Annotated in this window: 17 protein-coding genes; 7 read left to right on the forward strand and 10 right to left on the reverse strand. The window is 65.6% G+C overall.

The window, feature by feature from the left end; genetic code table 11:
* Positions 1–23: 23 nt before the first annotated feature.
* Positions 24–1,547, forward strand: a complete 1,524-nt coding sequence (locus tag ACQR03_RS00560; RefSeq protein WP_315826354.1) for a UxaA family hydrolase — start codon at positions 24–26, stop codon at positions 1,545–1,547.
* Between the two features lie 206 nt (positions 1,548–1,753).
* Here ACQR03_RS00560 and ACQR03_RS00565 read toward each other — a convergent pair whose 3' ends face one another.
* Entirely contained in the window at positions 1,754–1,951 is a 198-nt protein-coding gene (locus ACQR03_RS00565; RefSeq protein ID WP_008964013.1) for a hypothetical protein, read from the reverse strand.
* 432 nt (positions 1,952–2,383) lie between these two features.
* Here ACQR03_RS00565 and ACQR03_RS00570 point away from each other — a divergent pair, with 432 nt between their 5' ends.
* From ACQR03_RS00570 to ACQR03_RS00585, 4 genes are all read left to right on the forward strand, one after another.
* Positions 2,384–5,698, forward strand: coding sequence for a DUF2126 domain-containing protein (locus ACQR03_RS00570; protein WP_316202249.1), 3,315 nt, complete (start codon positions 2,384–2,386; stop codon positions 5,696–5,698).
* 30 nt (positions 5,699–5,728) lie between these two features.
* A complete protein-coding gene (locus tag ACQR03_RS00575) occupies positions 5,729–8,260 on the forward strand; it encodes a circularly permuted type 2 ATP-grasp protein (protein ID WP_315826352.1) in 2,532 nt (843 codons plus the stop codon).
* Positions 8,257–9,135: a transglutaminase family protein gene (locus ACQR03_RS00580; RefSeq protein WP_315826351.1), complete on the forward strand. Its 879-nt coding sequence runs from the start codon at positions 8,257–8,259 to the stop codon at positions 9,133–9,135. Before ACQR03_RS00575 ends, ACQR03_RS00580 begins: the two co-directional genes overlap by 4 nt.
* Positions 9,136–9,234: 99 nt before the next feature.
* Complete coding sequence (locus ACQR03_RS00585; RefSeq protein ID WP_315714907.1) at positions 9,235–9,615, forward strand: hypothetical protein; 381 nt, start codon at positions 9,235–9,237, stop codon at positions 9,613–9,615.
* Between the two features lie 733 nt (positions 9,616–10,348).
* Here ACQR03_RS00585 and ACQR03_RS00590 read toward each other — a convergent pair.
* The 9 genes from ACQR03_RS00590 to ACQR03_RS00630 form a co-directional block, all read right to left on the reverse strand.
* Positions 10,349–11,242: an SMP-30/gluconolactonase/LRE family protein gene (locus tag ACQR03_RS00590; protein ID WP_316185201.1), complete on the reverse strand. Its 894-nt coding sequence runs from the start codon at positions 11,240–11,242 to the stop codon at positions 10,349–10,351.
* Between the two features lie 181 nt (positions 11,243–11,423).
* Complete coding sequence (locus tag ACQR03_RS00595; RefSeq protein WP_316170563.1) at positions 11,424–13,472, reverse strand: PQQ-dependent sugar dehydrogenase; 2,049 nt, start codon at positions 13,470–13,472, stop codon at positions 11,424–11,426.
* Positions 13,473–13,485: 13 nt separating this feature from the next.
* Complete coding sequence (nhaD, locus tag ACQR03_RS00600) at positions 13,486–14,769, reverse strand: sodium:proton antiporter NhaD (protein WP_315749228.1); 1,284 nt, start codon at positions 14,767–14,769, stop codon at positions 13,486–13,488.
* A gap of 113 nt (positions 14,770–14,882) precedes the next feature.
* The gene (locus ACQR03_RS00605; RefSeq protein ID WP_434841561.1) at positions 14,883–16,409 is read right to left on the reverse strand and encodes a cryptochrome/photolyase family protein; all 1,527 of its coding nucleotides are present in this window, start codon (positions 16,407–16,409) and stop codon (positions 14,883–14,885) included.
* A gap of 30 nt (positions 16,410–16,439) precedes the next feature.
* Positions 16,440–17,036, reverse strand: a complete 597-nt coding sequence (locus ACQR03_RS00610) for an RNA polymerase sigma factor (RefSeq protein WP_434841560.1) — start codon at positions 17,034–17,036, stop codon at positions 16,440–16,442.
* Between the two features lie 162 nt (positions 17,037–17,198).
* Positions 17,199–17,849, reverse strand: coding sequence for a ChrR family anti-sigma-E factor (locus ACQR03_RS00615; protein WP_315749232.1), 651 nt, complete (start codon positions 17,847–17,849; stop codon positions 17,199–17,201).
* Positions 17,846–18,391 carry a sigma-70 family RNA polymerase sigma factor gene (locus ACQR03_RS00620; RefSeq protein WP_315826481.1) on the reverse strand — a complete coding sequence of 182 codons (546 nt, stop codon included), beginning with the start codon at positions 18,389–18,391 and terminating at the stop codon, positions 17,846–17,848. The genes ACQR03_RS00615 and ACQR03_RS00620 overlap by 4 nt, the downstream gene beginning before the upstream one ends.
* 205 nt (positions 18,392–18,596) lie before the next feature.
* A complete protein-coding gene (gene folE, locus ACQR03_RS00625; protein ID WP_315714899.1) occupies positions 18,597–19,217 on the reverse strand; it encodes a GTP cyclohydrolase I FolE in 621 nt (206 codons plus the stop codon).
* A 90-nt stretch (positions 19,218–19,307) separates the two neighbouring features.
* Positions 19,308–21,044: a methyl-accepting chemotaxis protein gene (locus ACQR03_RS00630; protein WP_316202247.1), complete on the reverse strand. Its 1,737-nt coding sequence runs from the start codon at positions 21,042–21,044 to the stop codon at positions 19,308–19,310.
* Between the two features lie 579 nt (positions 21,045–21,623).
* Here ACQR03_RS00630 and ACQR03_RS00635 point away from each other — a divergent pair.
* Together ACQR03_RS00635 and ACQR03_RS00640 are read left to right on the forward strand one after the other, a co-directional pair.
* Positions 21,624–23,210, forward strand: a complete 1,587-nt coding sequence (locus ACQR03_RS00635) for a B12-binding domain-containing radical SAM protein (RefSeq protein ID WP_315714897.1) — start codon at positions 21,624–21,626, stop codon at positions 23,208–23,210.
* A gap of 394 nt (positions 23,211–23,604) precedes the next feature.
* Entirely contained in the window at positions 23,605–25,962 is a 2,358-nt protein-coding gene (locus tag ACQR03_RS00640) for an efflux RND transporter permease subunit (RefSeq protein WP_315714896.1), read from the forward strand.
* Positions 25,963–25,972 lie beyond the last annotated feature (10 nt).

The raw sequence follows: 25,972 nt of genomic DNA on the forward strand, positions 1-25,972 counted from the left end.
GTATTGATACGAGAGAGACAGCCATGGCTCCCACCCCCGTCATCCGTCTTCATCCCGAGGACAGCGTCCTGATCGCGCGCGCCAGCCTGCCCCCGGGGCTGTCGATCGCCGATGGGGTCACCACGACCGACCGGATTCCGGCCGGTCACAAGGTCGCGGTGCGTCCGATCGCACAGGGCGAGCCCATCCGCCGCTACGGCCAGATCATCGGCTTCGCGACCGCGCCGATCGCGCCCGGGCAGCACGTTCATACGCAGAACTGCGGCATGGGCGATTTCGCCAAGGACTACGCCTATGGCGTTGACGTGAAGCCGACGCCGAATTTCGATCTTCCGGCGACGTTCGAGGGCATTCGCCGGCCCGATGGCCGGGTCGCGACCCGCAACTACATCGGCATTCTGACCTCGGTGAACTGCAGCGCGCATGTCGCGGGCCTCGTTGCCGACGTGTTCAAGCGCAATCCCTTCACCGGTGACGATCCGCTCGCCGACTTCCCGAACGTCGACGGCGTCGTGGCGCTGACGCACAAGACCGGCTGCGGCATGACGCTCGACGAGCCGTTGAAGCTGCTGCGGCGAACCCTCGGCGGCTACGCGCGGCACGCGAACTTCTCTGCGGTGATCGTGCTCGGCCTTGGTTGCGAGGCCAATCAGATCGGCGGATTGATGGAGGAGCAGAAGCTCGCCGGCCGCCTGCGCGCCATGGACATCCAGGAGGTCGGCGGCACCCGCAAGACCGTCGAGGCCGGCATCGCTTTCGTCAGGGAAGCGCTCGCCGACGCCAACAGGGTCAAGCGCGAGACGGTTCCGGCTAGCGAGCTGACTGTCGCCCTTCAATGTGGTGGGTCCGACGGCTATTCCGGCATCTCGGCCAATCCGGCGCTCGGTGCGGCAAGCGATCTGCTGGTGCGACATGGTGGCACAGTGATCCTGTCGGAGACACCCGAGACCTACGGCGCCGAGCATCTGCTGACGCGCCGCGCAGTCAGCCGCGACGTCGGCGAGAAACTCGTCTCCCTGATGCGCTGGTGGGAAGAGTATACCGCGCGTGAAGGGGCGGAGATGAACGCCAATCCCAGCCCGGGCAACAAGGCCGGCGGCCTGACGACGATTCTCGAGAAGTCGCTCGGCGCGATGGCCAAGGCCGGCAGCACCAATCTGGTCGATGTGCTGCATTATGCGGAAGCCGTCACCAAGAAGGGCTTCGTGTTCATGGACACGCCCGGTTACGACCCGGTTGCGGCGACGGGGCAGGTGGCCGGCGGCGCCAATCTCGTCTGCTTCACCACCGGCCGCGGCAGCGTGTTCGGCTGCAAACCGGCGCCGTCCATCAAGCTCGCGACCAACACGCCGATGTACAAGCGGATGGAAGACGACATGGACGTGAATTGCGGCACGATCCTCGACGGCGAGGAGACGGTGCAGGAATGCGGCCAGCGCATCTTCGAATTGATGTTGAAGACCGCCTCGGGGCAGCCGACCAAGAGCGAGAGCTTCGATTTCGGCGGGGCCGAGTTCGCGCCCTGGGTGCTCGGCGCGACGATGTAGCTGGATCACTCAGCTATTCGGCGGCCCTATCGGGGCTGCGGTTCGGTGTCCCGGCATCTGATCGCAGCTGAGATCGCAAGTTAACTGAGACTGGATCGCAACTGAGATCAGATGACAGGTGAGCGCGCCGCCATGGGCTGGCTGTCGTGGGCAGTCCGTCATGGGCTGGCCCTGCCGACGCTCGCGCGACAGCGGCGCCGAGCAATTTACCGCTGGTGGCCCAGGCCGATGCCGAGCGCCAGAGCCTTCTGACGGAGCGAGCCTTCGGTCCGCTTCATCGCCTTGGCGATCTTGGCAACCGGGGTCTTGGACTTCGAGTGCTGTTTCAGCAGCTTGATGTCGGCGGGCGTGTAGGGTTTCCGCGCCAACTTCTTGGTAGCTGCCTTCTTAGCTGTCTTCGCCACTTGATTCTCCTTTTGGCAATGATGGTCCTAAATAGCATGTGTAGTCGAGCTATCAAGCGATTGCGGCAAATGCAACGCTATTAGTTCTTGTTAGTTCATCATTCGGGGTTAATCCCTGCTTTGAGGGACTGGTCAATCTTCCGTGAGCGCCTGCGCGTCGTCCTGTGGACAACTCTCCGCGTGCGGCCGGATAGGTTGTTTGTTCTTCTCTCGTTCTTCGTGACGGGCCTGATTGAGGCGCGCAGCGGCCGGAAAAGCGACCGGTGCGTGCAGCGGAGACACCTGATAGGGCGGCTCAACTGGGCCGGCGCGGTCCAAATGCCGCCTTTCGGGCTTAGGATCGTCCAATAGGCAGCTCTGCCCTTTGTTAGTGCTTGATCCCTAAGCACAGCAATGTTCTGCTTAAAAAAGTTGCTGGAGCGCCGAAGCCTCGTGTCAATCTACGTCGCATTACATCACGTCACTCATTACAAATATGATCGTCCGGTCGAACTGGGTCCGCAGACCATCCGCCTGCGTCCTGCACCACATACCAGGACCCCCGTGCTGAGCTATTCGCTCAAGGTCACGCCGCCCAACCATTTCGTGAACTGGCAGCAGGATCCGCAAGGCAATTGGCTGGCCCGCTACGTTTTCCCCGAGAAGGTGAACGAACTCAAAATCGAGGTCGACTTCACGGCGCAGATGACCGTGATCAATCCGTTCGACTTCTTCGTCGAGCCTTACGCCGACAGTTTTCCCTTCGCCTATCCGGAGGGCCTCAAGGTGGAACTGGCGCCCTATCTCGAGACAATCGAGCCGGGGCCGTTGTTCGCGGAATACTTGAAGTCGATTCCCCGCGATGCGGACAACACGGTCAACTATCTCGTCGAACTCAATGCGCAGTTGCAGAAAAAGATTCGTTATATCATCCGGATGGAGCCTGGCGTTCAAACGCCGGAGGAGACGCTGTCGTCGGCCGCCGGCTCCTGCCGCGACTCGGCGTGGCTGCTGATCCAGACGCTGCGGCATCTCGGGCTCGCCGCCCGCTTCGTCTCCGGCTATTTGATTCAGCTTCGTCCCGACATCGATCCGATCGAGGGGCCGGTCGAGGTCGAGAATGATTTCACCGATCTGCATGCCTGGGCCGAGGTCTATCTGCCCGGCGCTGGATGGATAGGCTTCGACGTCACCTCGGGCATGCTGGCGGGCGAAGGACACATCCCCGTTGCTGCGACTCCCCACTATCACTCGGCCGCGCCGATCAGCGGCAGTGCCGGAGTTGCCGAGGTCAACTTCAACTTCGAGATGAATGTGAGGCGCATCCGCGAAGCGCCGCGGATTACCCGGCCATTTTCGGATGAGGCGTGGGACCGGCTCGACCGCCTCGGCGAAGCCGTCGATGCCGATCTCGCCGAAAACGACGTGCGCCTCACGATGGGCGGCGAGCCGACCTTTGTGTCGATCGACGACATGGAATCGGCGGAGTGGAATACGGCTGCCGTCGGCCCGGCCAAGCGCGGGCTCGCGGACAGCCTGATCCGGCGTCTGCGCGCGCGTTTCGCGCCCGGTGGCCTGCTGCATTACGGACAGGGCAAGTGGTATCCCGGCGAAAGCCTGCCGCGCTGGGCGTTCGGACTGTATTGGCGCAAGGACGGTGAGCCGATCTGGCGCAATCCGGATCTGATCGCCAACGTCGATGGCCCGCGCAGGGCGACGATCCAGGATGCAGAGCGTTTCCTGGACACGGCCGCCGAGACGCTCGGGCTCGAACCGGACTACGTGCTGCCCGCGTTCGAAGATCCCGCGCATTGGCTGCAGAAGGAAGCCGCACTGCCCGAGAACGTCGATGCGCTCGACTCCAAGCTCGCCGATCCCGAGGAACGCGCGCGGATGGCGCGGGTGTTCGATGAAGGGCTGCACATTCCGCGCGGCTTCGTGCTGCCGATCCAGCGCTGGAATGCACAGCCGCGGCGCTGGCGCAGCGAGCGCTGGGGCCTGCGGCGCAAGCGGCTGTTCCTGATTCCCGGCGACTCACCGCTCGGCCTGCGGCTGCCGATCGGCTCGCTGGCCCACATTCCGCCGAAGGATTTCCCGTACATCCACGAGCAGGACCCGATGGAGCAGCGCGGGCCGCTGCCGATGTTCACGCAGGGGCGTCCGGTGATCGTGCCGCAGGTACCGCCGCTGCCGAAGCTCGATCGCGCGCCGAAGCCGCAGCAGGACGTTCAGTATCAGTACTGGGGAGGGCTCGGCGTCCGCACTGCGATGTCGGTCGAGATCCGCGATGGCATTCTGTGCGTGTTCATGCCGCCGGTCGAAACCATCGAGGACTACCTGGAGCTGGTCGCAACGGTCGAAGCGACGGCCGAGTCGATGCAGATCAAGGTTCACGTGGAGGGCTATGCACCGCCGTTCGATCCGCGCATCGAGGTCATCAAGGTGACGCCCGATCCCGGCGTGATCGAGGTCAACATCCAGCCGGCCGCGAGCTGGCGGCAATCGGTCGACATCACCTTCGGACTTTATGAGGATGCCGCGAAGGTGAGGCTCGGCGCCAATCGCTTCCTGATCGATGGCCGCCACACCGGCACCGGCGGCGGCAATCATGTCGTCGTCGGCGGCAGCTCGCCGCAGGATTCGCCCTTCCTGCGCCGCCCCGATCTGCTGAAGAGTCTCGTCCTGTATTGGCAGCGGCACCCGTCGCTGTCTTATTTGTTCTCCGGCATGTTCATCGGGCCGACCAGCCAGGCTCCGCGCATCGATGAGGCGCGCCACGACAGCCTTTATGAGCTCGAGATCGCGCTCGCCAACGTGCCAAGGATCGGGCAGAGCGTGCCGCTGTGGCTGGTCGACCGGCTGTTCAGGCATCTGCTCGTCGACATCACCGGCAATACCCACCGCTCGGAGATCTGCATCGACAAGCTGTACTCGCCGGAGGGACCGACGGGCCGGCTCGGACTCGTGGAGTTCCGCGCGCTGGAAATGCCGCCCGATCCGCGGATGTCGCTGGCGCAGCAGCTTCTCATCCGTGCGCTGATCGCCAAATTGTGGCGTGAGCCGCAAGACGGCCGGTTCGTGCGTTGGGGCACGGCGCTGCACGACCGCTTCATGCTGCCCCACTTCATCTGGGAAGACTTTCTTGATGTCCTGGATGAGCTGCGGTCGTCCGGCTACGACTTCTCGCCGGAATGGTACCAGGCGCAGCTCGAATTTCGCTTTCCGACCTTCGGCCGCGTGCAGCATGGCGGCGTGACCCTGGAGCTGCGGCAGGCGCTGGAGCCCTGGCACGTGCTGGGCGAGGAGGGCGCCGCGGGCGGCACCGTGCGCTATGTCGATTCCTCGGTCGAGCGACTTCAGGTCAAAGCCGAAGGTTTCATCGAAGGCCGCCACCTCATCACCTGCAATGGTAGGAGGATGCCGATGACCTCGACCGGACGGTCGGCGGAAGCGGTGGCGGCGGTTCGTTTCAAGGCATGGCAGCCGGCCTCCGGCCTGCACCCGACGATCCCGGTGCATGCGCCGCTGACCTTCGACCTGATCGACACCTGGAACGGCCGTTCGCTGGGCGGCTGCGTCTATCACGTCGCCCATCCCGGCGGCCGCAACTACGATACCAAGCCGATCAACTCCTACGAGGCGGAGGCACGGCGGCTCGCCCGCTTCCAGGATCACGGCCACACTCCGGGACGAATCGCGCTGCCGCCGGAGGAACGCACAAATGAATTCCCGATGACCCTCGACTTGCGCAGGCCGCTCCTGCATTGATGGCACGGAGTTTGTGCGGAGGACCAGGGTATGGACGGCTCGAGCGGCCAGGACCAGGGAGCGAGCGCCGCCGGTCGGCCGGCGGCACGTTCTCCGCTGCGCCGGGCCGAGCATTGGGCCCGCGACTATGCCCGGCTCCCCGGCATCCCCGATGAGTTCATCGGGGCCGACGGCCGTCCGCGACCGGTCTGGACCCGCTTTGCCGAGACCTTCGCCGCACTCGCGCCGAGTGACATCGAGCGCCGCTTCGCCTCCGCCGATCGCCATCTGCGCGAAGCCGGCGTCACCTATCGCTCGCCGGGCGACAACGCCGAGCGATCGTGGCCGCTGAGCCATCTGCCGCTGCTGATCGACGAGTCCGAATGGGCGCAACTGTCCCAGGGCATCGTCCAGCGCGCCGAACTGTTCGAACGGGTGCTGCAGGACATCTATGGCGAGGGACGGCTGGTGGCGAGCGGCGCGCTGCCGGCAGCCGCCGTCGCCGGGTCCAGCGAATATCTGCGCCCGGTCTGCGGCGTCAAACCGCCCGGCGGCCGCTTCCTCAGCATCTACGCCGCCGATATCGGCCGCGGGCCCGACGGCGGCTGGTGGGTGCTCAACGACCGCACCCAGGCGCCGTCCGGCATGGGCTATGCGCTGGAAAATCGGCTCGTGCTGTCGCGCGCCTTCTCCTCGATCTACAAGTCCATGAACGTGGAGCGGCTCGCGCCGTTCTTCGAAGCATTCCGCGATGCTCTGCGCGCCAGCGCCGATCGTGACGAGCCGCGCATCGGCGTGCTCACGCCGGGCATGTTCAGCGAGACCTATTTCGAGCACGCGACGCTGGCGCGCTATCTCGGCTTTCTGTTGGTCGAGGGCGACGATCTCGCTGTCAGCGGCGACCGCGTGCATATCCGCACCGTCGCCGGCCTGAAGCGCGTCGACGTGCTGCTGCGGCGGCTCGATTCCAACTCGCTCGATCCGCTCGAACTCGATGCCGGCTCGCGACTCGGCGTCGCCGGCCTGATGGACGTCGTGCGCAAGGGCGGTGTGGTGATCGCCAACATGCCGGGTTCTGGTGTGCTCGAGGCGCGCGCGCTGCTCGGCTTCCTGCCGAGCCTTGCGCGGCGCGTGCTCGGTGAGGATCTCAAGATCCCGCACATCGCGACCTGGTGGTGCGGCCAGAAGTCCGCACGCGACGAGGTGCTGTCGCGGCTCGAGGAGTTCGCGATCGAAGGCGCCTATGGCCGCGCCGTGCCGGGCTTCGCAAGCAGCGGTCCGGTGCTGGCTGGTGAGCTCTCGGCCGCCGAGCGCGAGCGGCTGCGCGCTGCGATCAGCCAGCGCGGCATCGATTATGTCGGACAGGAGGTGGTGCGGCTGTCGACCACGCCGGTGTGGGAGGACGGTCGGATCGCGCCGCGGCCGTTCGTGCTGCGGGTGTTCGCGGCCGCCACGCCCGACGGCTGGACCGTCATGCCCGGCGGCTTCTGTCGCATCGCCGACAAGCTCGATGCGCGCGCGGTGTCGATGGGCGATGGCGCGCGCGCCGCCGACGTCTGGGTGGTCGCCGACAAGGCGGTGGCGGCGCGCACCTTGCTGCCGGGCTCCGACAACGTGCGGATACGCCGCATCGCCGGCGTGCTGCCGAGCCGCGCCGCCGACAATCTGTTCTGGCTCGGACGCTATCTGGAGCGCGCCGAGGCCACCGTGCGGCTGATCCGGGCGCTCGCAGCCCAGCATCGTGATCCCGGCAAGGGATCGCCGGCGCAGCTCAACACCTCCGAGCGTATCCAGCGGCTGTTGCTGGCGTGGGGCGCGGTTGAGCAGACCTCGCGCAGCAAGGGATTTCAGGTGGCGGCTGAGGCCCTGCAGGCCGAGGCGCAGTTCGGCTCGGCGCTGTCGCTGCTCAGATCGGCTCAGCGCACCGCGACCTCGCTGCGCGAGCGCCTCTCGCCCGACGCTTGGCAGGTCATCACCGAGATGCCGAATCGCCTGGCGCAGGAGGCCGAGGATGAGGACGCCGTCGTCAGCATCGCCGAGCTCACGCTCGACCGGCTTGCGAGCTTCGCCGGCCTTGCCCAGGAGAACATGAACCGCGCCGCCGGCTGGCGCTTCCTCGACATGGGGCGCCGCGCCGAACGCGCCATCAACACCGCGCGGTTTGCGCGCCAGTTCGGCTATGACGAGGCGACGCCCGAGGATCTCGACGTCCTGCTCACGCTGGTCGACTGCCAGATCACCTACCGCTCGCGCTATTTGATCGGCCCGTCGCTGGCGCCGATCCGCGATCTCGTCGTGCTCGACCTCTACAATCCGCGCTCGGTCGCGTTCCAGGTCGAGCTGCTCAACGAGCACATCGCGAGCCTCCCGGTGCTGAAGGAGAACGGGCTGATCGAGCGGCCGCAACGCCTCGCGATCTCGCTGGGCGCGCGGCTGACCGCGGCGGAGGCGGCCCATCTCGATGGCCGCGCCTTGTTTGCACTGGAGCAGGACCTGCTCAATCTGGCGGAGGCGATCGGTCAGCACTACTTCCCACACGGTCCGAACGCGACGCGGCCGGAAAAGCTGACGGGCCTCGCGTGATCTACGACATCCGCCATGTCACCACCTACGAATACGGGAGTGCCGTCAGCTTCGCGCGCTGCTCGCTGCGCCTGGAGCCGCTCAGCGGCGACGGCCAGGAGTTGATCTCGCACAGCGTTGACATCCGCCCGCGTCCCTCGGAGCGGACGGCGCGGCGCGATTTCTTCGGCACACTGACCGAGAGCATCGTGATCGACACTCAGCACCGCCACCTGCGCATCGACTCGCGCTCGCGGGTGAAGCTGTCGCGCACGCCGCCCGAGCGCGATGCGCCGAGTGCGGAGTGGGAGCAGGTGCGCGATGCAGCTTTCGAGGCGACGAGCCTCGGCCCGTCGTCGCCGATCGGCTACGTCTTCGCCAGCGCGCTGGCGCCGGTGCTGGAGCCGGTGACGGACTACGCCGCGGCGAGCTTCTCCGCCGAGACGGGGATCGTAGCCGGCGCCGCCGATCTGATGCGGCGCATCCGCAAGGAGTTCAGATACGATCCGAAGGCGACCGTGATCTCGACCCCGCTGCGCGAGGTGTTCGACAATCGCCACGGCGTCTGCCAGGACTTTGCTCACGTCATGATCGCCGGCCTGCGCGGCCTCGGCCTGCCCGCAGCCTATGTCAGCGGCTATCTGCGCACCATCCCGCCCGAGGGCCAGCCGCCGCTGCAGGGCGCCGACGCCACCCATGCCTGGGTGTCGCTGTGGTGCGGCGAGGAACTGGGCTGGATCGGCTTCGATCCGACCAATGATCTCCTGGTCGGCAATGATCACATCATCCTCGGCATGGGCCGCGACTTCTCCGATGTCTCGCCGGTCGATGGCATCATCGTCGGCTCGCGCAAGCAGAAGCTCGGCGTCGCCGTCGATGTCGTGATGGTCGAGTAGGGTTCCCTGACCGGGAACGGTCGGAACATTTTTCCCGCATCGCACTTGATCCGCCCGAGGGGCCCGAATGGGGGCTGGCTGACCCTTTCGAGCGATGGAGTGATCGACATGAAACGTGTTGCAATCGTCATTGGCCTGGTCGGCGCCTGCGTCGCCGGCAGCGCCTCGGCCCAGCCGAGTGCGAACCTCACCGGCACCTACCGCTGCATCCAGATGTGCCGCGACGGAATGATCGGCGCGCCGGCCTTCGTGACGCAGAACGGCGATGCCGTGAACCTGACCACCGAAACCGGCGAGTCCCTCCAGGCCTGGCCGGACTGGAATGCTCCCAATAGCCGGCTTTGGATCGACGCACGTGACGAAAGTGCAGTGTATTCGCCCGACGGCATGCGCATCCAGTTCGACGACGGCCGTGTCTGGGAGCGCGACCTGCCGCCGCCGCTCATCGTCCGCCGCGCGCCGGTGGTGTACGGGCGATAAGCGATCGCCATTGCTATCGAGGCTCTCGCGCACGCGGGGGCCTTGATTTGCGGGTGAGATGAAAGGTGCCGGCCTCACGATCCAGTACTCGCCGGAAGGGGTGATGAATCGAGACGCCGCGGCGTACCGGATGCCCGCCTGCGCGGACATGACACGGGGTACGGGGCGGCGTTCTCGCGACACGATCTGTCCGAGTCATGAAGGATAGCTCGAACCCTCTGAGAACAAGAGGGCGCAGGGAATGCCGGGTGATGGCCTCACCCATGGCCCGCCTGCGAAAAGAATGCAGGCGGCAGGAACCACAGGTGCAGCCGGATCAACCCGGCATTCCCTGCGCGATGGCTTTACGGCTTATACGTGGTCTCCCTGGTGCGCCGGGCTTTCTGGCCACCATCCCCAGCGCGATCGTATTGCGCCAGGTTGACACCAGCATCGGGGTGTCGGGACATCACGACTTCACCGTGCGCATCATGCCGTTCGTCCGCGCGACTGATCACGCTGCAGCATCACACGCCCACCGCTCCCCAGGCTCCACGTTCGTGACGACCGCGATACGCCCCTCTCACGAGCCCGGGATGGCCGGAAACATCGGTCTGATTTGCCCGACGACACAAGTGGGCAAGCGTGCGACAAACTGGCACGACGGGCAATTCGGGCATGGCGGATATGCGCGATCTATTAGTTGTCGTTCAGACAGCGAGCGCCATGCTGAATCCGGCACCAGCAGAGAAGCTCAGCACTTCCGCATCTGCAAACAATGCTCTCGCCCCTCGACATCAGTCCGAAACGACTCGATGAAGCCGCCCTGGCGCTGGGTCACATACACGGTCTTGCCGTCGCTGCCGCCGAAGGCGAGGTTGGTCGGCTCCCTGGCTTTCAGCGCGATCTCCCGGATCATGCGCCCATCCGGCGCCAGCATGGCGATGCTGCCCTTGAGGATGTGCGCGACCAGCAGCCGGCCGCTGGCGTCGGTGCGCAGTCCGTCGATCGTGTTCGGCTCGAAGGTCTTGATCAGCTTGGGCCGTGTCAGCGCGTCGCCGTCGATCGCATAGGACCAGAGCTCGCCGCTGTTGGATTCGCCGACATAGAGCGTGCGGCCGTCTGGGCTGAGATCGATGCCGTTGGCGGTGCCCATGGCACGCGGCGCCGACATGGCTGCGCCTTGCAGGGATCCGTCGGGTCCTTTCGCGATCCGCCAGATGCGGCCGCTGCGCGCCTTCCAGTTGGGATCGCTCGCATAGATCGTGCCGTCGCGCGCCAGCGTGATGTCGTTGGGCTGGCTCATGTCATCGGCATGGAAGACGAGGCGGGGCTCGGTCGTGCCGGGGGCGATGGCGAAGATGTTGTGGCGCTTGTAGTCGGCGACGAACATCGTGCCTGTGGCGTCGATGCGGATGGCGTTGCCAATGCTGTTGTCGGGCAGCTCGGTGAATTTTTCGGAGGCCGTCGCCTCCGGCGCGAGCTTGCCGATCGTGCCGGCCTTGCCGAGATTGACGACGAACAGATTGCCGTCGCGGTCGACGGCGGGCCCCTCGATGCCGAAGGTGTATTCGCCGGATGGAGTGAGCTGGGTGCTCTCGAACAGTTTTGGTGCGGCGAGGGTGGGCGCGCTCGCAAGCAAGAGCATGAGAACAGTCGCCAAACCCGAGATGCGTAGGGTGGACAAAGGCGCAGGACGACGCCGCTTGCGCCCGAACGCACGCTCGTTCGCGCCGTGCCCACCAGCCGCAGCACCGGTGCGCGCGGCCGGTGGGCACGCGCCGCCTGCGGCGGTCGCTTTGCCCACCCTACGGGCCATCGCAAGCCGGTCAGAGCGGCACCAGAAACTGCTGTTGGATGTAATAGCCATTGTCGTCCGTACAGGTGCCGTTGAGGTAGGTATCGGCGGGCCGGAAGAAACGGCTGAAGCCGGGCTTATTGACGGCAGACCTCTCGGTCATCACGACGACCTTGCCGAACGGGATCTCGCCGCATTCGCGGCCGTCGCCGGCGAAGAACTTGCGATGCGGAGGGCCGCCCGGTTTCACCCGCATCCTGGTTCCTGGAATCATGCGCGCGACCAGATCGTCCGCCACATCAAGCACCCTGGCGTAGCCTGGTTCCGTCTTGATGAGGTTGGCGCCCGGCGGCATCTGCCGCTCGGCACCCAATCCGCGCAATCGTTGACGCAGCCGGCCGGCTTCGGGATCGCCCGGATAGATCCAGCCGTCTTGCGCCAGCATGAAGCGCAGCACGGCGCGGTCCTTGTCGTCATCGGATTGCCCGGCCTTGAGGCCGAAATCCGAATGGCAGCCGCTGCAATGTTTTTCGATCAGGCTCCTGCGCACGGTCGTGAGCCGCGCGCGACTCGCCGCGTCCTGCATCACGAAAGCCGCAAGCCGGTCGATCAGCGCCTCGCTCCTGATGTCGCAGGGCAGGGGTTCGGGGGCAGCCTCGCCAGAGCGGTCGATGCGGATCACGGTCTGGTTCTTGTCCTCGACCAGCCAGATCGCGCCGTCGTCGGCGATGGTCATGCCGACCGGCGCGCCCTGCGGCCGGATGCCGTTGACGCGATGCCACCCCGTGATGATCTCGTCGAACGCCGCGGCCGGCGCGGGACCGGCTGCGGTCTGGAAAGCGCGGGTTGGCTCGGCGGCGCAGCTCACATGGTAGCGCACCGGCGCCGGGCTCAGCTTGGGCAAGCCGTGGTCGTCGACCTCGAAGGCGAGTAGCCGGCTGCCGGTCGGCCGATAGCCATGCAGGCCGACCAGCAGCTTGCCCTTCAGGTCGTCGAAGCGATCGCCGGTGTAGTAGAGCATGCCGAGCGGCGCGCCATGCGGCGGCAGCAGCGACCAGGGCTGCTTGTAGAGCGTGGTGGTGTTGCAGAGGTTCTTGAGCGCGCCGGACTGCAGCACACGCTTGAATTCCGGGCTCGGCGTCGTCAGGTCGTAGCAATAGGGCCAGCCATAGTGGCGGCCTTGCTCGATCGCGTTGATCTCCTCGTTGGGCGCGAAGATGTCCTGCAGGTCGCGCGCGTTCTCGCCCTGCAGGAACGCGGTGCCGGGATCGGGAAAGCGCGGATGCAGCGCCAGCGCCATCGAGTTGCGCAAGCCGCGCGCGAACACCTCATGAGGCGGAGCGGAATCGCCGGGTTTCAGCGCTGGAAAGAGGCCGCCGGCGGGCGGCGTGAACAACCAGATGGAAGCCAGCGGCGAGGTGCCGTCGCCCGCCGCGCAGGGGCGCGTGATCGGCGCCGGCGACAGGCAGTTGTCGCTGTGCGAGCCGATGTTGACGAACAGCCGCCCATTGCGGTCGAAAGCGAAGGCCTTCAGCGGATGCGCACTCTCCGCGATCCGGGTGCCGTCCGGCAAGGTCAGGCGGCGCCCAGGCAGATCGCGGATGATGGTCTCGATGGTCGCTCTCGGGTTCGCGGCGAGCGGATCGAAGCGGAAGATCGCGGTGTCGGTCGAGGCGTAGATCCTGCCGTCGAGGCCCGCGGCGAGGCCGAATGGATAGGACAGTCGCGTGACCGCCTCGCGGATGCGCTGGCCCGCGGGCGCTACGGGATCGAGGATGAGGAGGCGGCCGTCGTCATGGCCCCAGCCGCCCATGTCCGCGACCACGAACAGTTGATGGCCGGGAATCTGCACGATGCTGCGGGGAAATCGCAGGCCGTCGTCGCGACTGGCGACGAGGCCGGCGCAGAAGCCGGGCTTCATGTCGATCTGGAGGCGCGGAAAGGTGAGGGCGCCGTCGCCGCAACTGGCCGGGCCGAGCGCGTAGCCGCTGCGGATCGTCGCGTCGTCGGCGTGGCCAGCTCCGATGCCGATGAGCATGGCGGTCGCGACGGCTGCAAGACTGTGCCACGACCATTCCATGCGTCGGTCCCGCTCAGTGAAGCAGATTGTATTGGATAATGTAGGCGGCGGCGCCGGCAAAATAGCCGAGCAGGGCGATGCCGCTGATGCGGCGCACGTACCAGAAGAAGTGGATGTTCTCGAGCCCCATCGCGGCGACGCCGGCCGCCGAGCCGATGATCAGGATCGAGCCGCCGGTGCCGGCGCAGTAGGCGACGAACTCCCACAGGAAACTGTCCGGCGGAAACTGGCTCAGGCTGTACATGCCCATGGATGCTGCGACCAGCGGCACGTTGTCGATGACCGCGCTGGCGAGGCCGAGCACGATCACGATCAGGTCGAGCCGGCCGACGGTGCGATCGAGCCATTGCGCCAGCGCCTGCAGGATGTGGGTGTGCTCCAGCGCTGCGACGGCCAGCAGGATGCCGATAAAGAACACGATCGAGGGCATGTCGATGCGGGTCAGCGCATGTACGAGCGTCAGGCGCTGCTTCTGCTCCGAGGCCTTCTCGCGATGGATGATCTCGCCGACCATCCAGAGCAGGCCGAGGCCGAACAGGATGCCCATGAACGGCGGCAGATGCGTCAGCGCCTTGAACACCGGCACGGCGACCAGGATGCCGAGGCCCATGAAGAACATCAGGTTGCGCTCGAACGGCAGGATCGGGCTGATCGAGGCGAGCCCTGCGCTCGCCGGAGGCGCGAGCTGCTTGCCGCGCAGCGTGACGCTGACGACCGCGAGCGGCACCAGCAGGTTCAGGAGCGAGGGGATGAAGACCGACTTCATGATCGCGAGCGGCGTGATCTGGCCGCCGATCCACAGCATGGTGGTGGTGACGTCGCCGATCGCCGACCACGCGCCGCCGGCATTGGCGGCAATCACGATGATGGCGGCGAACACGAGACGATCTTCGTCACGCCCCGACAGCTTCTTCATCAGCGACACCATCACGATCGCGGTGGTGAGGTTGTCGAGCATGGCGCTGAGGAAGAAGGTCACGAAGCCGACCAACCAGACCAGCGTGACCTGATTCCTGGTGCTGATCAGCGAGGTCACGACCTCGAAGCCGTTGTGCGCGTCGATGACCTCGACGATGGTCATCGCCCCGATCAGGAAGAAGATGATCTGCGCGGTCGAGGCCACGGACTCGTTGAGTTCAGCCGCAACGGCCGGCGCGGTCCCGCCCATGACGGCGTAGATGGTCCACATCAGGCCGGCACCGACCAGAGCGGTGGCTGCCTTGTTGATCCGGAACGGATGCTCCAGCGCCACCACGGCATAGGCGAGCGTGAAGACGGCGACGATGGCGGCGGTCATGGGCAGGGCATTCCGTGCTGGATCGGCGGGAGACGGATGGAACTGCCCAAGATATGACCGATCGGCGTCCGGCCAGCAAGCCGTGAGCGCTGTTCAGGCTGGACGAACGCCGGTTACACCAGGGCCGACGCGATCGCGTCGGCGTGGCTCCGGATGGCGCGGATCTCCGCCGCGCTGCGGCGCTCGAGATTGACGTACTGGTTGCGCATGCGGCCATTATTGGCGAAGCGCCGGCGGTGCTTGGCAAGGAAGCTCCAATACAGCGTCGTGAGCGGGCAGGCCCTGTCGCCGGTCGCCTGCTTCGGATCGTAGCGGCAGTTGCGGCAATGGTCGCTCATGCGGTCGATGTAGTGGCCCGACGCCGCATAGGGCTTGGTGCCGACCACGCCGCCGTCGCCATGCTGGCTCATGCCGAGCGTGTTGGGCAACGACACCCAGTCGATGGCGTCGTGAAACATCGACATGTGCCAGAGGTGCACATCGTAGGGCCGGACGCCGAGCAGCATCGCGAACAGGCCGAGCACCATCAGCCGCTCGATGTGATGCGCATAGGCATGGTCGATGGTGTGGCCGATCGCCTGCGCCAGGCAGCGCATCTCGGTCTCGCCGGTCCAGTAGAAGCGCGGCATCGGCAGGCCGGCGTCGAGCGCGTTCTCATCGGCGTAGTGAGGCATGCGCTGCCAATAGATGCCGCGCACGAATTCCCGCCAGCCGATGATCTGGCGGACGAAGCCCTCGAGCGCGTTCAGCGGCGCGTTGCGGCTCTGAAGCGCGGCCGCGACCACCTCGCGCGGATTCAGCATGTGCAGGTTCAGCGCGCCCGACAGCCGCGAGTGATACAGGAACGGTTCGTCGCTCAGCATCGCGTCCTGATAGGTGCCGAACAAGGAGAGGCGCCAGCCGGCGAAATCGGAAAGCTCGGTCAGCGCGTCGACGCGCGACACCGGCAGGTCGAAGCGGTCGAGCTTGCCGGGACTGTTGGAGAAGCGCGCCGCGACCAGCTTGAGCACGTCGCGCGTGATCGCGTCGGGCGCATAGGATCTGGCGACGGGGATCGGCGGGCGCGACTTGCCGAATCCCTTGCGGTTCTCGGCGTCGAAATTCCAGCTGCCGCCGACCGGGCGGCCGCTCTCGTCGATCAGGATGCCGGTCTTGCGCCGCATCGCGCGGTAGAACGTCTCCATGATCGGGCGCGGATGGCGCTCGGTGAAGGCGTCGAACTCCTCCGCCGTGCACAGGAAGTGGCGGTCGGCGCGGATGTCGGGCCGCTGCGGCAGCTTGCGCAAGCCCTCGCGCACGCGAAAATCGCCGGGCTCCAGCACGATGGTCGCCGCAGGCCGCAGCGCCGCCTGATGCCGCGCGATCTCGCTGTCGAGTGCGCCGGTGTTGGCGGGATCATCGAGCCGGACGTAATGGACGGTGCGGCCGCGGCTCTCGAGATCGGCGCGGAAGTGGCGCATCGCCGCGAAGAAATACGCGATGCGCATCTTGTGCTGCGGAACGTAGCTGGCCTCGTCGCTGACCTCCATCTGCAGCACGACGTCCTGCTCCGGGTCGAAGCCGTCGAAGGCCGCCGAGTCCGCATCGAGCTGGTCGCCCAGCACGATGACAAGGTGTCTTACGGCACGTGTCCTGGTCATGGGACCTTGGTCATCACGCCATGCAGCCGATCAGGCGGCCGCCGCGGTAACCGCGTGGGCCTGGCCAAGACAGTCCTTGCGCACCGTGAGCAGGCTGCGATGCAGCCAGGTCTTGATGGTGCCGACCGGCACGCCAAACCGTTCCGACAAACGCGTCCGGCTTTCGCCCTCGAGATAGGCGAGCGCCAGCAGCCGTCGGCGCTCCTCCGGCAGCCGCTCAAGCGCCTCGCGGGCGATCGGTTCCGCCAGCGCGTAGTCGAATTCGTCGGCGGCGCTGTCGGCGGGATCAGGGATCGCGAGGGCCTCATCGAGCTCCGAGGTCGGCACGCCGGTGGCGCGCAGCGCGTCGATCGCGGTGTTGCGCATGATGCTGCACATCCAGGTGATGGGCGAGGCGCGCGTCGGGTCGAAGCTCGCGGCATGCCGCCAGATCTTCAGGTAGCCATCCTGCAGGATGTCGTCGAGGTCAGCCGCGGACGGCAGCAAGGCGCGCACGGTCTTCCGCATCTTCAAGATCGTTGCAGCATGGAGCTCGGCAAAGGCTTGCTCATCGTTGCGTCCGGCACGGGCCAGCAGGCTGCCAAGATGCGCGACGCAACCCTTCTGATCCGCGCTTGCTGATCGCATCATTCTCCTCCATGCGCTCTCTCTGAACGGAAACGGGTCAGAGTCAGATGCGGATCACCGCCAGCGTGCTGTCGGTATCGCGCGGAGGGAAGTGGCGAATCGTCCAGCCGATCTAGCTCGTCTTGATTGCTCCGCGGCGGCACGCCACGATGCGATCAGAGCTCAGAGCCGGACGAAGGGGCTGATGAGGCGGCCGAGCAGGCCGTGCATGCGCAGGTCGCCGGTCATGGCGACGAGGCAGAGGCAGGGGCCCTCGTCACCGACCACCGGACGATGGTCGACCTCGTCGTCGCCATAGTCGAAGTCGCCGGGTCCGTAATAGCCGCCGAGATGGCTGAAGCTGCCCTTCAGCACGCAGGTCAGCTCATTGCCGGAATGCGTATGCTCCAGCATCCGCGCCCCTGGCTCCGAGCGCAGCAGGAAGGCGCGCGATTTGCCGGTGCCAGGCAGCAGGATCGGGCGCATGCTGATGCCGGGCGCCACGCGCCGGCGCTTGCCGATCTTGCAGCGCTTGACCATCTCGGGCAAATCCGCGAGCTCGGGATCGTGCTCGGCGACCTCGCTCACCTGCGGCGCCGCCTGCGGGCGTCGATCGATGCGGGCCATCACGGCATCGAAAGCGTCCGCGCCCGTCGCGATCGGCTCGGCCGCGTCCAGCGAGGCGCCGGCGAGCTGCTCGATGGCGCGGACGAAGCGCTGGCATCGGCCGCAATCGGCGACATGTACACCGACGACCAGCCGCTCGGCCTCGTCGAGCGCACCAGTGGCGAAGTCGGCCAGCAGGTCTTCCGGCGGGTGGTGGCTGATCGTCATGTCGCGTCGTCCAACAGGTCTCTCAGGCGGTTCATCGCCAGTCTGATTCGTGACTTTACCGTACCCAGCGGCAGGCCGAGCACCGCCGCGATTTCCGAATGCGGTCGTTCCTCAACGAACGACAGGCGGATCACGGTGGATTGCTCCGCCGATAATCTTTCGATCGCGGCCGCTACCCGTGTGGCATCTTCGACACGCGAGACGATCTGGTCGGCTGCGAGCGTCGGATCGGCTTCCTCGTCGCGCCCCACTTCTCTGCTCAGCCGGCTGTCGCGGGCGGCCTTGCGCACGGCGTCGATCCGCTGGTTGCGCGCGATCGTGAAGATCCAGGCGGCCGCGCCGGCCGTCGACGGATCGAATTGCCCCGCCTTCGTCCACACCGCCACCATGGTGGATTGGGCGATTTCCTCGGCGTCGTCGGCGTTGCAGCCGGTCTTGATGAGGAAACCTTTGATGCGGGGCGCAAAATGCGCGAACAGGGCCTTGAACGCCTCGCGGTCGCCGCGCGCGGCGACGCGTCCGATCAATTCAGCCCAATCCACAGTCGCCTTCGGCCCTCTGCTCACATTCACCTTGGTACGGGCGCCCAAGGCCCGTGCAAATCGATGCCGGGACGATGCCACGTTCCATTGCGCTAATCCAGCCGCTCTCATCGCGTGGTCATGGTCCCCGGCACGCATGCTTGATCCCGGATAACGTGGCTCATGGACGGCTGGATCACAGCGGGCGGACGATTTTCCGTGCCCCTCAATCCTTCAGATCGGAATTGACCATCGCCAGGAACTCCTGGCGGCTCATCGGGTCGGTGCGGAAGCAGCCGAGCATGCGGCTGGTGGTGAGATCGACGCCGTGCTTCTTGACGCCGCGCGAGCTGATGCAGTGATGGGCTGCCTTGATCACGACCGCCACGCCCTGCGGCTGCAGCACCTCGTCGATGATGTTGGCGATCTCGGCGGTCATGCGCTCCTGGATCTGCAGCCGGCTGGCATAGGCCTCGACGACCCGGGCGAGCTTGGAAATCCCGACCACGCGGTTGCGCGGCACGTAGCCGACCCAGGCGCGGCCGATGATGGGCGCCATGTGGTGCTCGCAATGGCTCTGGAACGGGATGTTCCGCAACAGCACCATCTCGTCGTAGCCGGCGGTCTCCTCGAACGTCTTGCGCAGATACTCCTCGGGGTTCTGCTCATAGCCGGAAAAATAGCTCTTGTAGGCCCGCGCGACGCGGGCCGGGGTCTCGGAGAGACCCTCGCGTGACGGGTCCTCGCCGATCCAGGTCAGGATGGTGCGGATGGCGTCCTCGACGTCATCCTGGGTGACCGCAACCGGGTCGCAGGCGAACGGAAGTTTCTTGGCTGTCTGGCGCACGATGGCTCTCCAAAAACCAAGAAACGGTTCCGGTGTCGGAACGGATCACGTCTTGTGGGGGCGATTTCCGCAACCGATGGCTCGCCGCCGTCAGCTCGCCTTGCGCAGCCGCATCTCCGCAGACGGACCCGAGCGGAGGTTCTGGAAGAACTTCTCGACCTCGTTGGCAAGCGTCTGCGCGGTCGCGTTGAGGTCGCCGGACGCCGACAGGACGGAGGCGGCGGCTGTCGAGGTCTCGCTGATGGCGTCGCGGAGCGAGTCGATGTTCATGACCAGCGTCTGGTTGCCCTGGGCGGTCGACTGCGCGTTGGTCGAGATCTCCCGCGTCGCCTGGTCCTGTTGCTGGATGGCATTGGAGATGTTCGAGGTGATCTCGTTGATGCCGCGGACCGCCTGGCCAATCTCGCGGACGGCGTCGACCGCGGTCTTGGTCGAGGCCTGGATCAGGCCGACGTTCTGGCTGATCTCCTCGGTCGCCTTGGCCGTCTGCCCGGCCAGCGCCTTGACCTCGTGAGCGACCACGGCAAAACCACGGCCGGCCTCGCCGGCGCGGGCGGCCTCGATGGTCGCATTCAGCGCGAGGAGATTGGTCTGCTCGGCGATGGTCTGGATCAGGGTCAGTACGCCGTCGATGCGCTGGGTGGCGGCGGCAAGGCCCTCGATCTCCGTGACCGACTTCTCGGTGCGCTGGCCGGTCTGCTCGACGGCGCCGGCCGACTGCCGGATCTGCCGGCCGATCTCCTCGACCGACGTCGACAGCTCCTCGGCGGCGCTGGCGACGGCGGAGACGTTGGTCGAGGCCTGCGACGTGGCGCCGGCCGCGGTGACCGCGCGCTCGTTGGCATCGGCCGTCAGCCGCGTGATCATCTCGGCGGTTTGGCGCATCGCGGCGGCGTTCTCGGTGACGGTCCGCATCACGCTGCCGATCGCGGTGCGGAATTGCTCGACCGCGGTCTCGATGTGGCGGGCCCGGGCTTCGCGGATTTCCGAGTCCTGCGAGACCTGGACATTGAGGTCGCGGTTATGGGCCATCGCCTGCTGGAACACGCCGATGGCGCGGGCGAGCTCGCCGATCTCGTCGGCCCGTCCGGCATGCGGCACCTCGACGTTCTCGGCGCCGGTCGCGACCTGGCGGATCGTATCGGTGATCTGCGACAGCGGCCGAGCGATCGAGCGGGCGATGATCACCACGCCGGCTGCGACCAGAACCAGCATCAGGCCGCCAAGACCGGTCAGCACGAGCGAGAGCTTGTTGTTCAGCGCCGTTTCCTCGGCGATCTTTCCTGCGCGCTCGACATAGACTTTGGACAGCGCCTCGAGATCCGTGTTGAGCGCCTTGCGCACGGAGCGATTGGCATCGTTGTCGCCCCACTCGCGTCCCGCAGCCGGGCTGATTTCATTGGCGCGGCGGACCAGTTCGGCGCGGAATTCGACGAACTGCTCGATCCGCTTCTTGAACGTTGCGAATTGCTGGGCGTCGTCGGCCTGGACGATCGCCTGCCACTTGTCGACGACCTTCAGGATCTCGGCATTGAACTTGAGCAAGCCGTTGCCGTATTGCTTCACGACGGCGGGGTCTGTCGACATGTAGACGCCGCGCGACTCCATGACGACGGCATAGACGAGGCCGTTGACCAGCTGAACGTTGTGAGCGGCGAGATTGGCTGTCTCGATGGCTTTGATGAGCTCCGTGGCTCGCCGCGAGTTGTAGTCGGACAGCCAGGTGATTGCGGCGGTCAATAGCGCAAACAACGCAAAGATTGCATAGAGCTTGACTGCGATGGATTGGCGCGTGGCCGTCTTCGTTGACGTCGGGCGTGAGGTCATGAGGTGAGATACCGCGAGTTTTTGCTACGACGGAGGAGGCGCTGATTGTTAATAGTTATGCAAAACCTTCATGGAGAAAGCGTTAAGTGGACACCGTCAGTATTATGCAACCACAGCGTACTTTGCTTGGCGTTTCAATCGATTAGTTGGTGCTCCGCAGCAGGGGCGGGCGCCGGGGCATCCGGTCGACTACGGAGGGCATGCGCCATTTCGAGGCTCCTCGTTCCCCTGCAAATGCATTGCAAACCAGTGGCCGCGCACGCGCGCTCCGCAATTGGTTCGCCGGTCGGAGACAGGCGGGAGCAGTCGTCGCGCTCGACCGATCAATTATCCATCCGATTGGAACTTTGGATCGCCCTTCGCATTCCGCCATCCGTATTGCGATGCATCGGATCAGGTCGCCTCGTCAGGTCGCGTCTGATCATGCCAGGCAGCGTGAGCATCTGGCACGCGGCGGGACCTCGCGCCTTGCGACAGGAGCGGAAGGCGCGATCGCACTCAACTTTTCCGGAAGGGGTAGCGAAGCCTTATCTTCGGCCGTAAGGTAACCGGTTAGCGGGTTGTCGCGAGGGGCAGTCGATGAGATTCGAGGGCATCGAAACGGTACGTCGCATTCTCTGTGTGTTTCCGCGCTACACCTCGTCGTTCGGAACCTTCGAGCATGCCTATCCGCTCACCGACGGCATCCAGGCTTTCATGCCGCCGCAGGGGCTGCTGCTGATCGCGGCCTATCTTCCGGGTTCCTGGCAGGTGCGCTTCATCGATGAGAACATCCGCCCGGCGCAGGACGAGGATTTCTCATGGGCCGAAGCGGTGTTCGTCAGCGGCATGCACATCCAGCGTCAGCAGATGAACGACATCTGCCAGCGGGCGCACGCGTTCGACCTGCCGGTCGCGCTCGGCGGCCCCTCGGTCAGCGCCTGTCCGGACTACTACCCGAGCTTCGACTATCTGCATGTCGGCGAGCTCGGTGATGCGACCGACGAGCTGATCGCGCGGCTGGCGCGGGATCCGTCACGGCCTGCGCAGCAGGTCGTGCTGCGGACCAACGAGCGGGTGGCGATGACGGATTTCCCGGTGCCGGCCTACGAGCTCGCCGAGGTGAAGAAGTACTTTCTCGGCAGTATCCAGTATTCCAGCGGCTGCCCCTATCAGTGCGAGTTCTGCGACATCCCCGGCCTCTATGGGCGCAACCCGCGCATCAAGTCGCCGCAGCAGATCATCGCCGAGCTGGACAAGCTCAGGGAATGCGGCGTCACCGGCTCGGTCTATTTCGTCGACGACAACTTCATCGGCAACCGCAAAGCCGCGACGGAGCTGCTGCCGCATCTGATCGAATGGCAGAAGCGCACCGGCTATGTGATGCGGCTCGCCTGCGAGGCCACGCTCAACATCGCCAAGCGGCCCGAGATCCTGGAGAAGATGCGTGAGGCCTATTTCATCACCATCTTCTGCGGCATCGAGACGCCCGATCCGGATGCGCTGACGGCGATGCAGAAAGATCACAACATGATGGTGCCGATCCTGGAGGGGATCAGGACCATCAACAGCTACGGCATGGAGGTCGTCTCCGGTATCATCATGGGGCTGGACACCGACACGCCGCAGACCGCGGACGCGCTGCTGCAGTTCGTCGAGGAGAGCCGGATCCCGCTGCTCACGATCAATCTGCTGCAGGCGCTGCCGAAGACGCCCCTGTGGGACCGCCTCGAGCGCGAGGGCAGGCTTGTCCACGATGACGGTCGCGACTCCAACGTGAAATTCCTGATGCCCTATGACGAGGTGGTCACGGCGTGGCGGCGCTGCATGGAGGTGGCCTACGAGCCGGAGCGGCTGTTCGCGCGCTACAAGCACCAATGCGACACCACCTATGCCAACCGCATCGAGGTGCCGGTCAGCGACGAGATGAAGAGTTGGCCGAACATCAGGCGCGGCCTGGTCATGATGGGCAAGATCTTCTGGAAGGTGGGCGTGCTCGGCGACTACAAGCGGCCGTTCTGGCGCTTTGCCTGGAGCCAGCTCAAGCGAGGCGAGATCGAGAATTTCATCGCCGTGGCGCTGATCGCGCATCACCTCATCATGTTTGCGCGCGCCGCCTCGCGCGGGCATCAGAACGCGTCGAACTACTCGATCCGGCTGCGCGAGGCCGCCCTTCCCGCAGGGTGATGGTCCTCTGTGGAACTGGGGGCGGCGGGTGGTGCTCGCCAGCACCGGCTCGCGGCCTGCCCAGAGCAAGGGACGGCTCGGTCGGATACCGGTCCTTGAGTCGTTCAGGTTTCGAGGCCCCGCGTCCGTCGGGGCCATCCACGCTCTTTTCAAGCACGGCAGAATCGTGGCGTGATCGGAAGCCGTGGCGGCTCGCCGTATTGTGTGGCCGCGCATGGTTGCGGCCGGGGAGTGAACCCTGCTAGATCGCCTCGACGAATTTTCACGTGTTTTCAAGGATTAGCTTGGGCTGCGGGCCACAATGCGGTCATCTCTGCTTCGCTGAGCGGCCTTATTTCTGCCCTATGCGCTCAGGCCCTCAGAATTGGGCCGCACCCCAACCACTGGACACCGCATGCTGGAAGTCAGGCACGACAACGAAGTCCATGTCGAGAAGGTCGAGCACCGGCCGGCCGACAGCATCGCTTTTGGCATCGAACGACTCGGCCTCCTCGCGGTCAAGGCGCCGATCTTCTCCTGCGTCGTCCTGCTCGTCCTCATCGTGGCGGCGGTGTTCGGCATCAAGCGCATCCAGATCGACGATTCGCTCAGCCAGCTGTTTCGCTCCGACAGCAAGGAATTCCACCAGTACGAGGAGGTGACGAAGAAGTTCCCGGCCGAGGAATTCGACGTCCTCGTCGTGGTCGAGGGCAAGACCCTGCTGGCCCGCCAGAACCTCGAGAAGCTTCGTGACTTCGTGACCGACCTGCAACTGGTCGAGGGTACCCGTGGCCTGGTGTCGCTGTTCTCGGCCCGTCAGGCGCCGGCGCCCGGCAAGCTGCCGGCCGCGCTGTTTCCGTCGGATCTGCCGGAGGGCGAGGCCTACGACAAGTTCATCGAAACGGTGAAGTCGAACGAGATCATCCGCGGCAAGCTGTTGTCGGAGGACGGTACGCTCGCCCTGATCGTGCTGTCGCTCGAGCCCAAGGTGGTGGCCTCGAACGATCTCGGGAAGGTGGTGGGCGACATCCGGAAGCTGATGGCGGAGGACCTCGGCGACACCGGCCTGAATGTCCAGCTTTCCGGCGTGCCGGTCATGCAGCTCGAGATCCGCAACGCGGTGGAACGTGACGGGCTGACCTACAACATTCTCGGCATTCTCGCCGGCTGCATCATCGCCATCATCTTCTTCCGCAAGGTCTCCTTCATGATCGCAGCGGCGTTTCCGCCGCTGATCGCGATCATGCTCGCGCTCGGCGCGCTCGGCTGGGCCAATTTCAATCTCAACATGTTCCTGAACGTGATGACGCCGCTCATCATGGTCATCAGCTTCTCCGATTCGATGCAGCTTACCTTCGCCGCCCGCGACCGCCTGATCGCGGGGCAGGACAAGGTGACGGCGTTCAAGAACGCCGTGCTGGTCGTCGGCCCGGCTTGCGTGCTGACCCACGCCACCGCCGGCATTTCCTTCATCGCCCTGCAGTTTTCCGACAGCGACCTGATCCGCAAGTTCGGCGAGGCGGGGCTCGCAGCCACCATCATCGCGCTGGTCGCGGTGCTGTCGCTGGTGCCGGTGTTCGGCGTGCTGCTGGTGCGCAACGAGAAGACATTCGCGGTCAAATTCCAGGGCGCCGACGCCGGCGTCCAGGCGCTGCGCAATTTCTGCTACTGGATCGCGGTGCGCATGGTCGGCCGTCCCGGCCTGTTCAGCCTGATCGCGGTGCTGTTCGTCGGCTCGCTCGCGGTGGTGTATTCGACCCTGGAGCCGCGCTATCGCCTCGCCGACCAGGTGCCTGACAAGCAGCAGGCGGTTGCAGCGAGCAACCGGCTCGATGCCAAGCTGACCGGCGCCAATCCGGTCAACGTGCTCATCCAGTTTCCGAAGGGCGCCTCGCTCTATGCGCCGGAGACGTTGCAGGCGATCGCCGACGTCCATGCCACCGTCGAAAAGACCGCTGGTGTCGGCAACGTCTGGTCGGTCGAGACGCTCCGGCGCTGGCTGGCCGAGAAGGCCGGCTCGTCGGATACGGCGACGTTGCAGGAATATGTCAATCTGATCCCCGAGCACCTCGTGCGCCGCTTCATCGACAAGGAACAGGATGCCGTGGTGGTCGCCGGCCGCGTGCCGGATGTCGATTCCAGCCAGCTGCTGCCGGTGGTCGACAAGCTCGACCGCGAGCTCGATGCGGTGAGAAAGAAGCATCCCGGCTATGAAATCGCCGTTACCGGTCTCGCCGCCATCGCCGCGCGCAACTCCGCCGGCATGATCGAAAAGCTCAACCATGGGCTGACGATCGAGTTCGCGCTGGTCGCGATGTTCATCGGGCTGGCCTTCCGCTCCTGGGTGGTGATGCTCGCCTGCATCCTGCCCGGCATTTTCCCTGTCGTGATGTCGGGCACCGTGCTGTGGGCAATGGGTGAGGGGCTGCAATTTGCCAGCGTGGTGGCGCTCACGGTCTCTTTCGGCCTTGGCCTGTCGGCGACTATCCACTTCCTGAACCGGCTGCGGATGGAAAGCGCGCCCGGCGTCAGTGCCGCCGTCGCAGTGGAGCGCGCCACCGTGCTGGTCGGACCGGCGCTGATCCTCACCACCGTGGTGCTGGCCTGCGGCCTGGTCGTCACCGTGTTCTCGGATCTGCCGTCGCTGCGGCTGTTCGGTTGGCTCAGCGCGTTCTCGATGGTGGCGGCGCTGTTTGCCGACCTCTTCATCCTCCGCCCGACCGCGATGTTCCTGATCAACCTGTCGCAGAAGCTGAAGCGCAAGCCGCTTTAGCCCAGGCTAT

It is taken from the genome of Bradyrhizobium sp. HKCCYLS3070, from assembly GCF_051167575.1.
GTDB lineage: Bacteria > Pseudomonadota > Alphaproteobacteria > Rhizobiales > Xanthobacteraceae > Bradyrhizobium.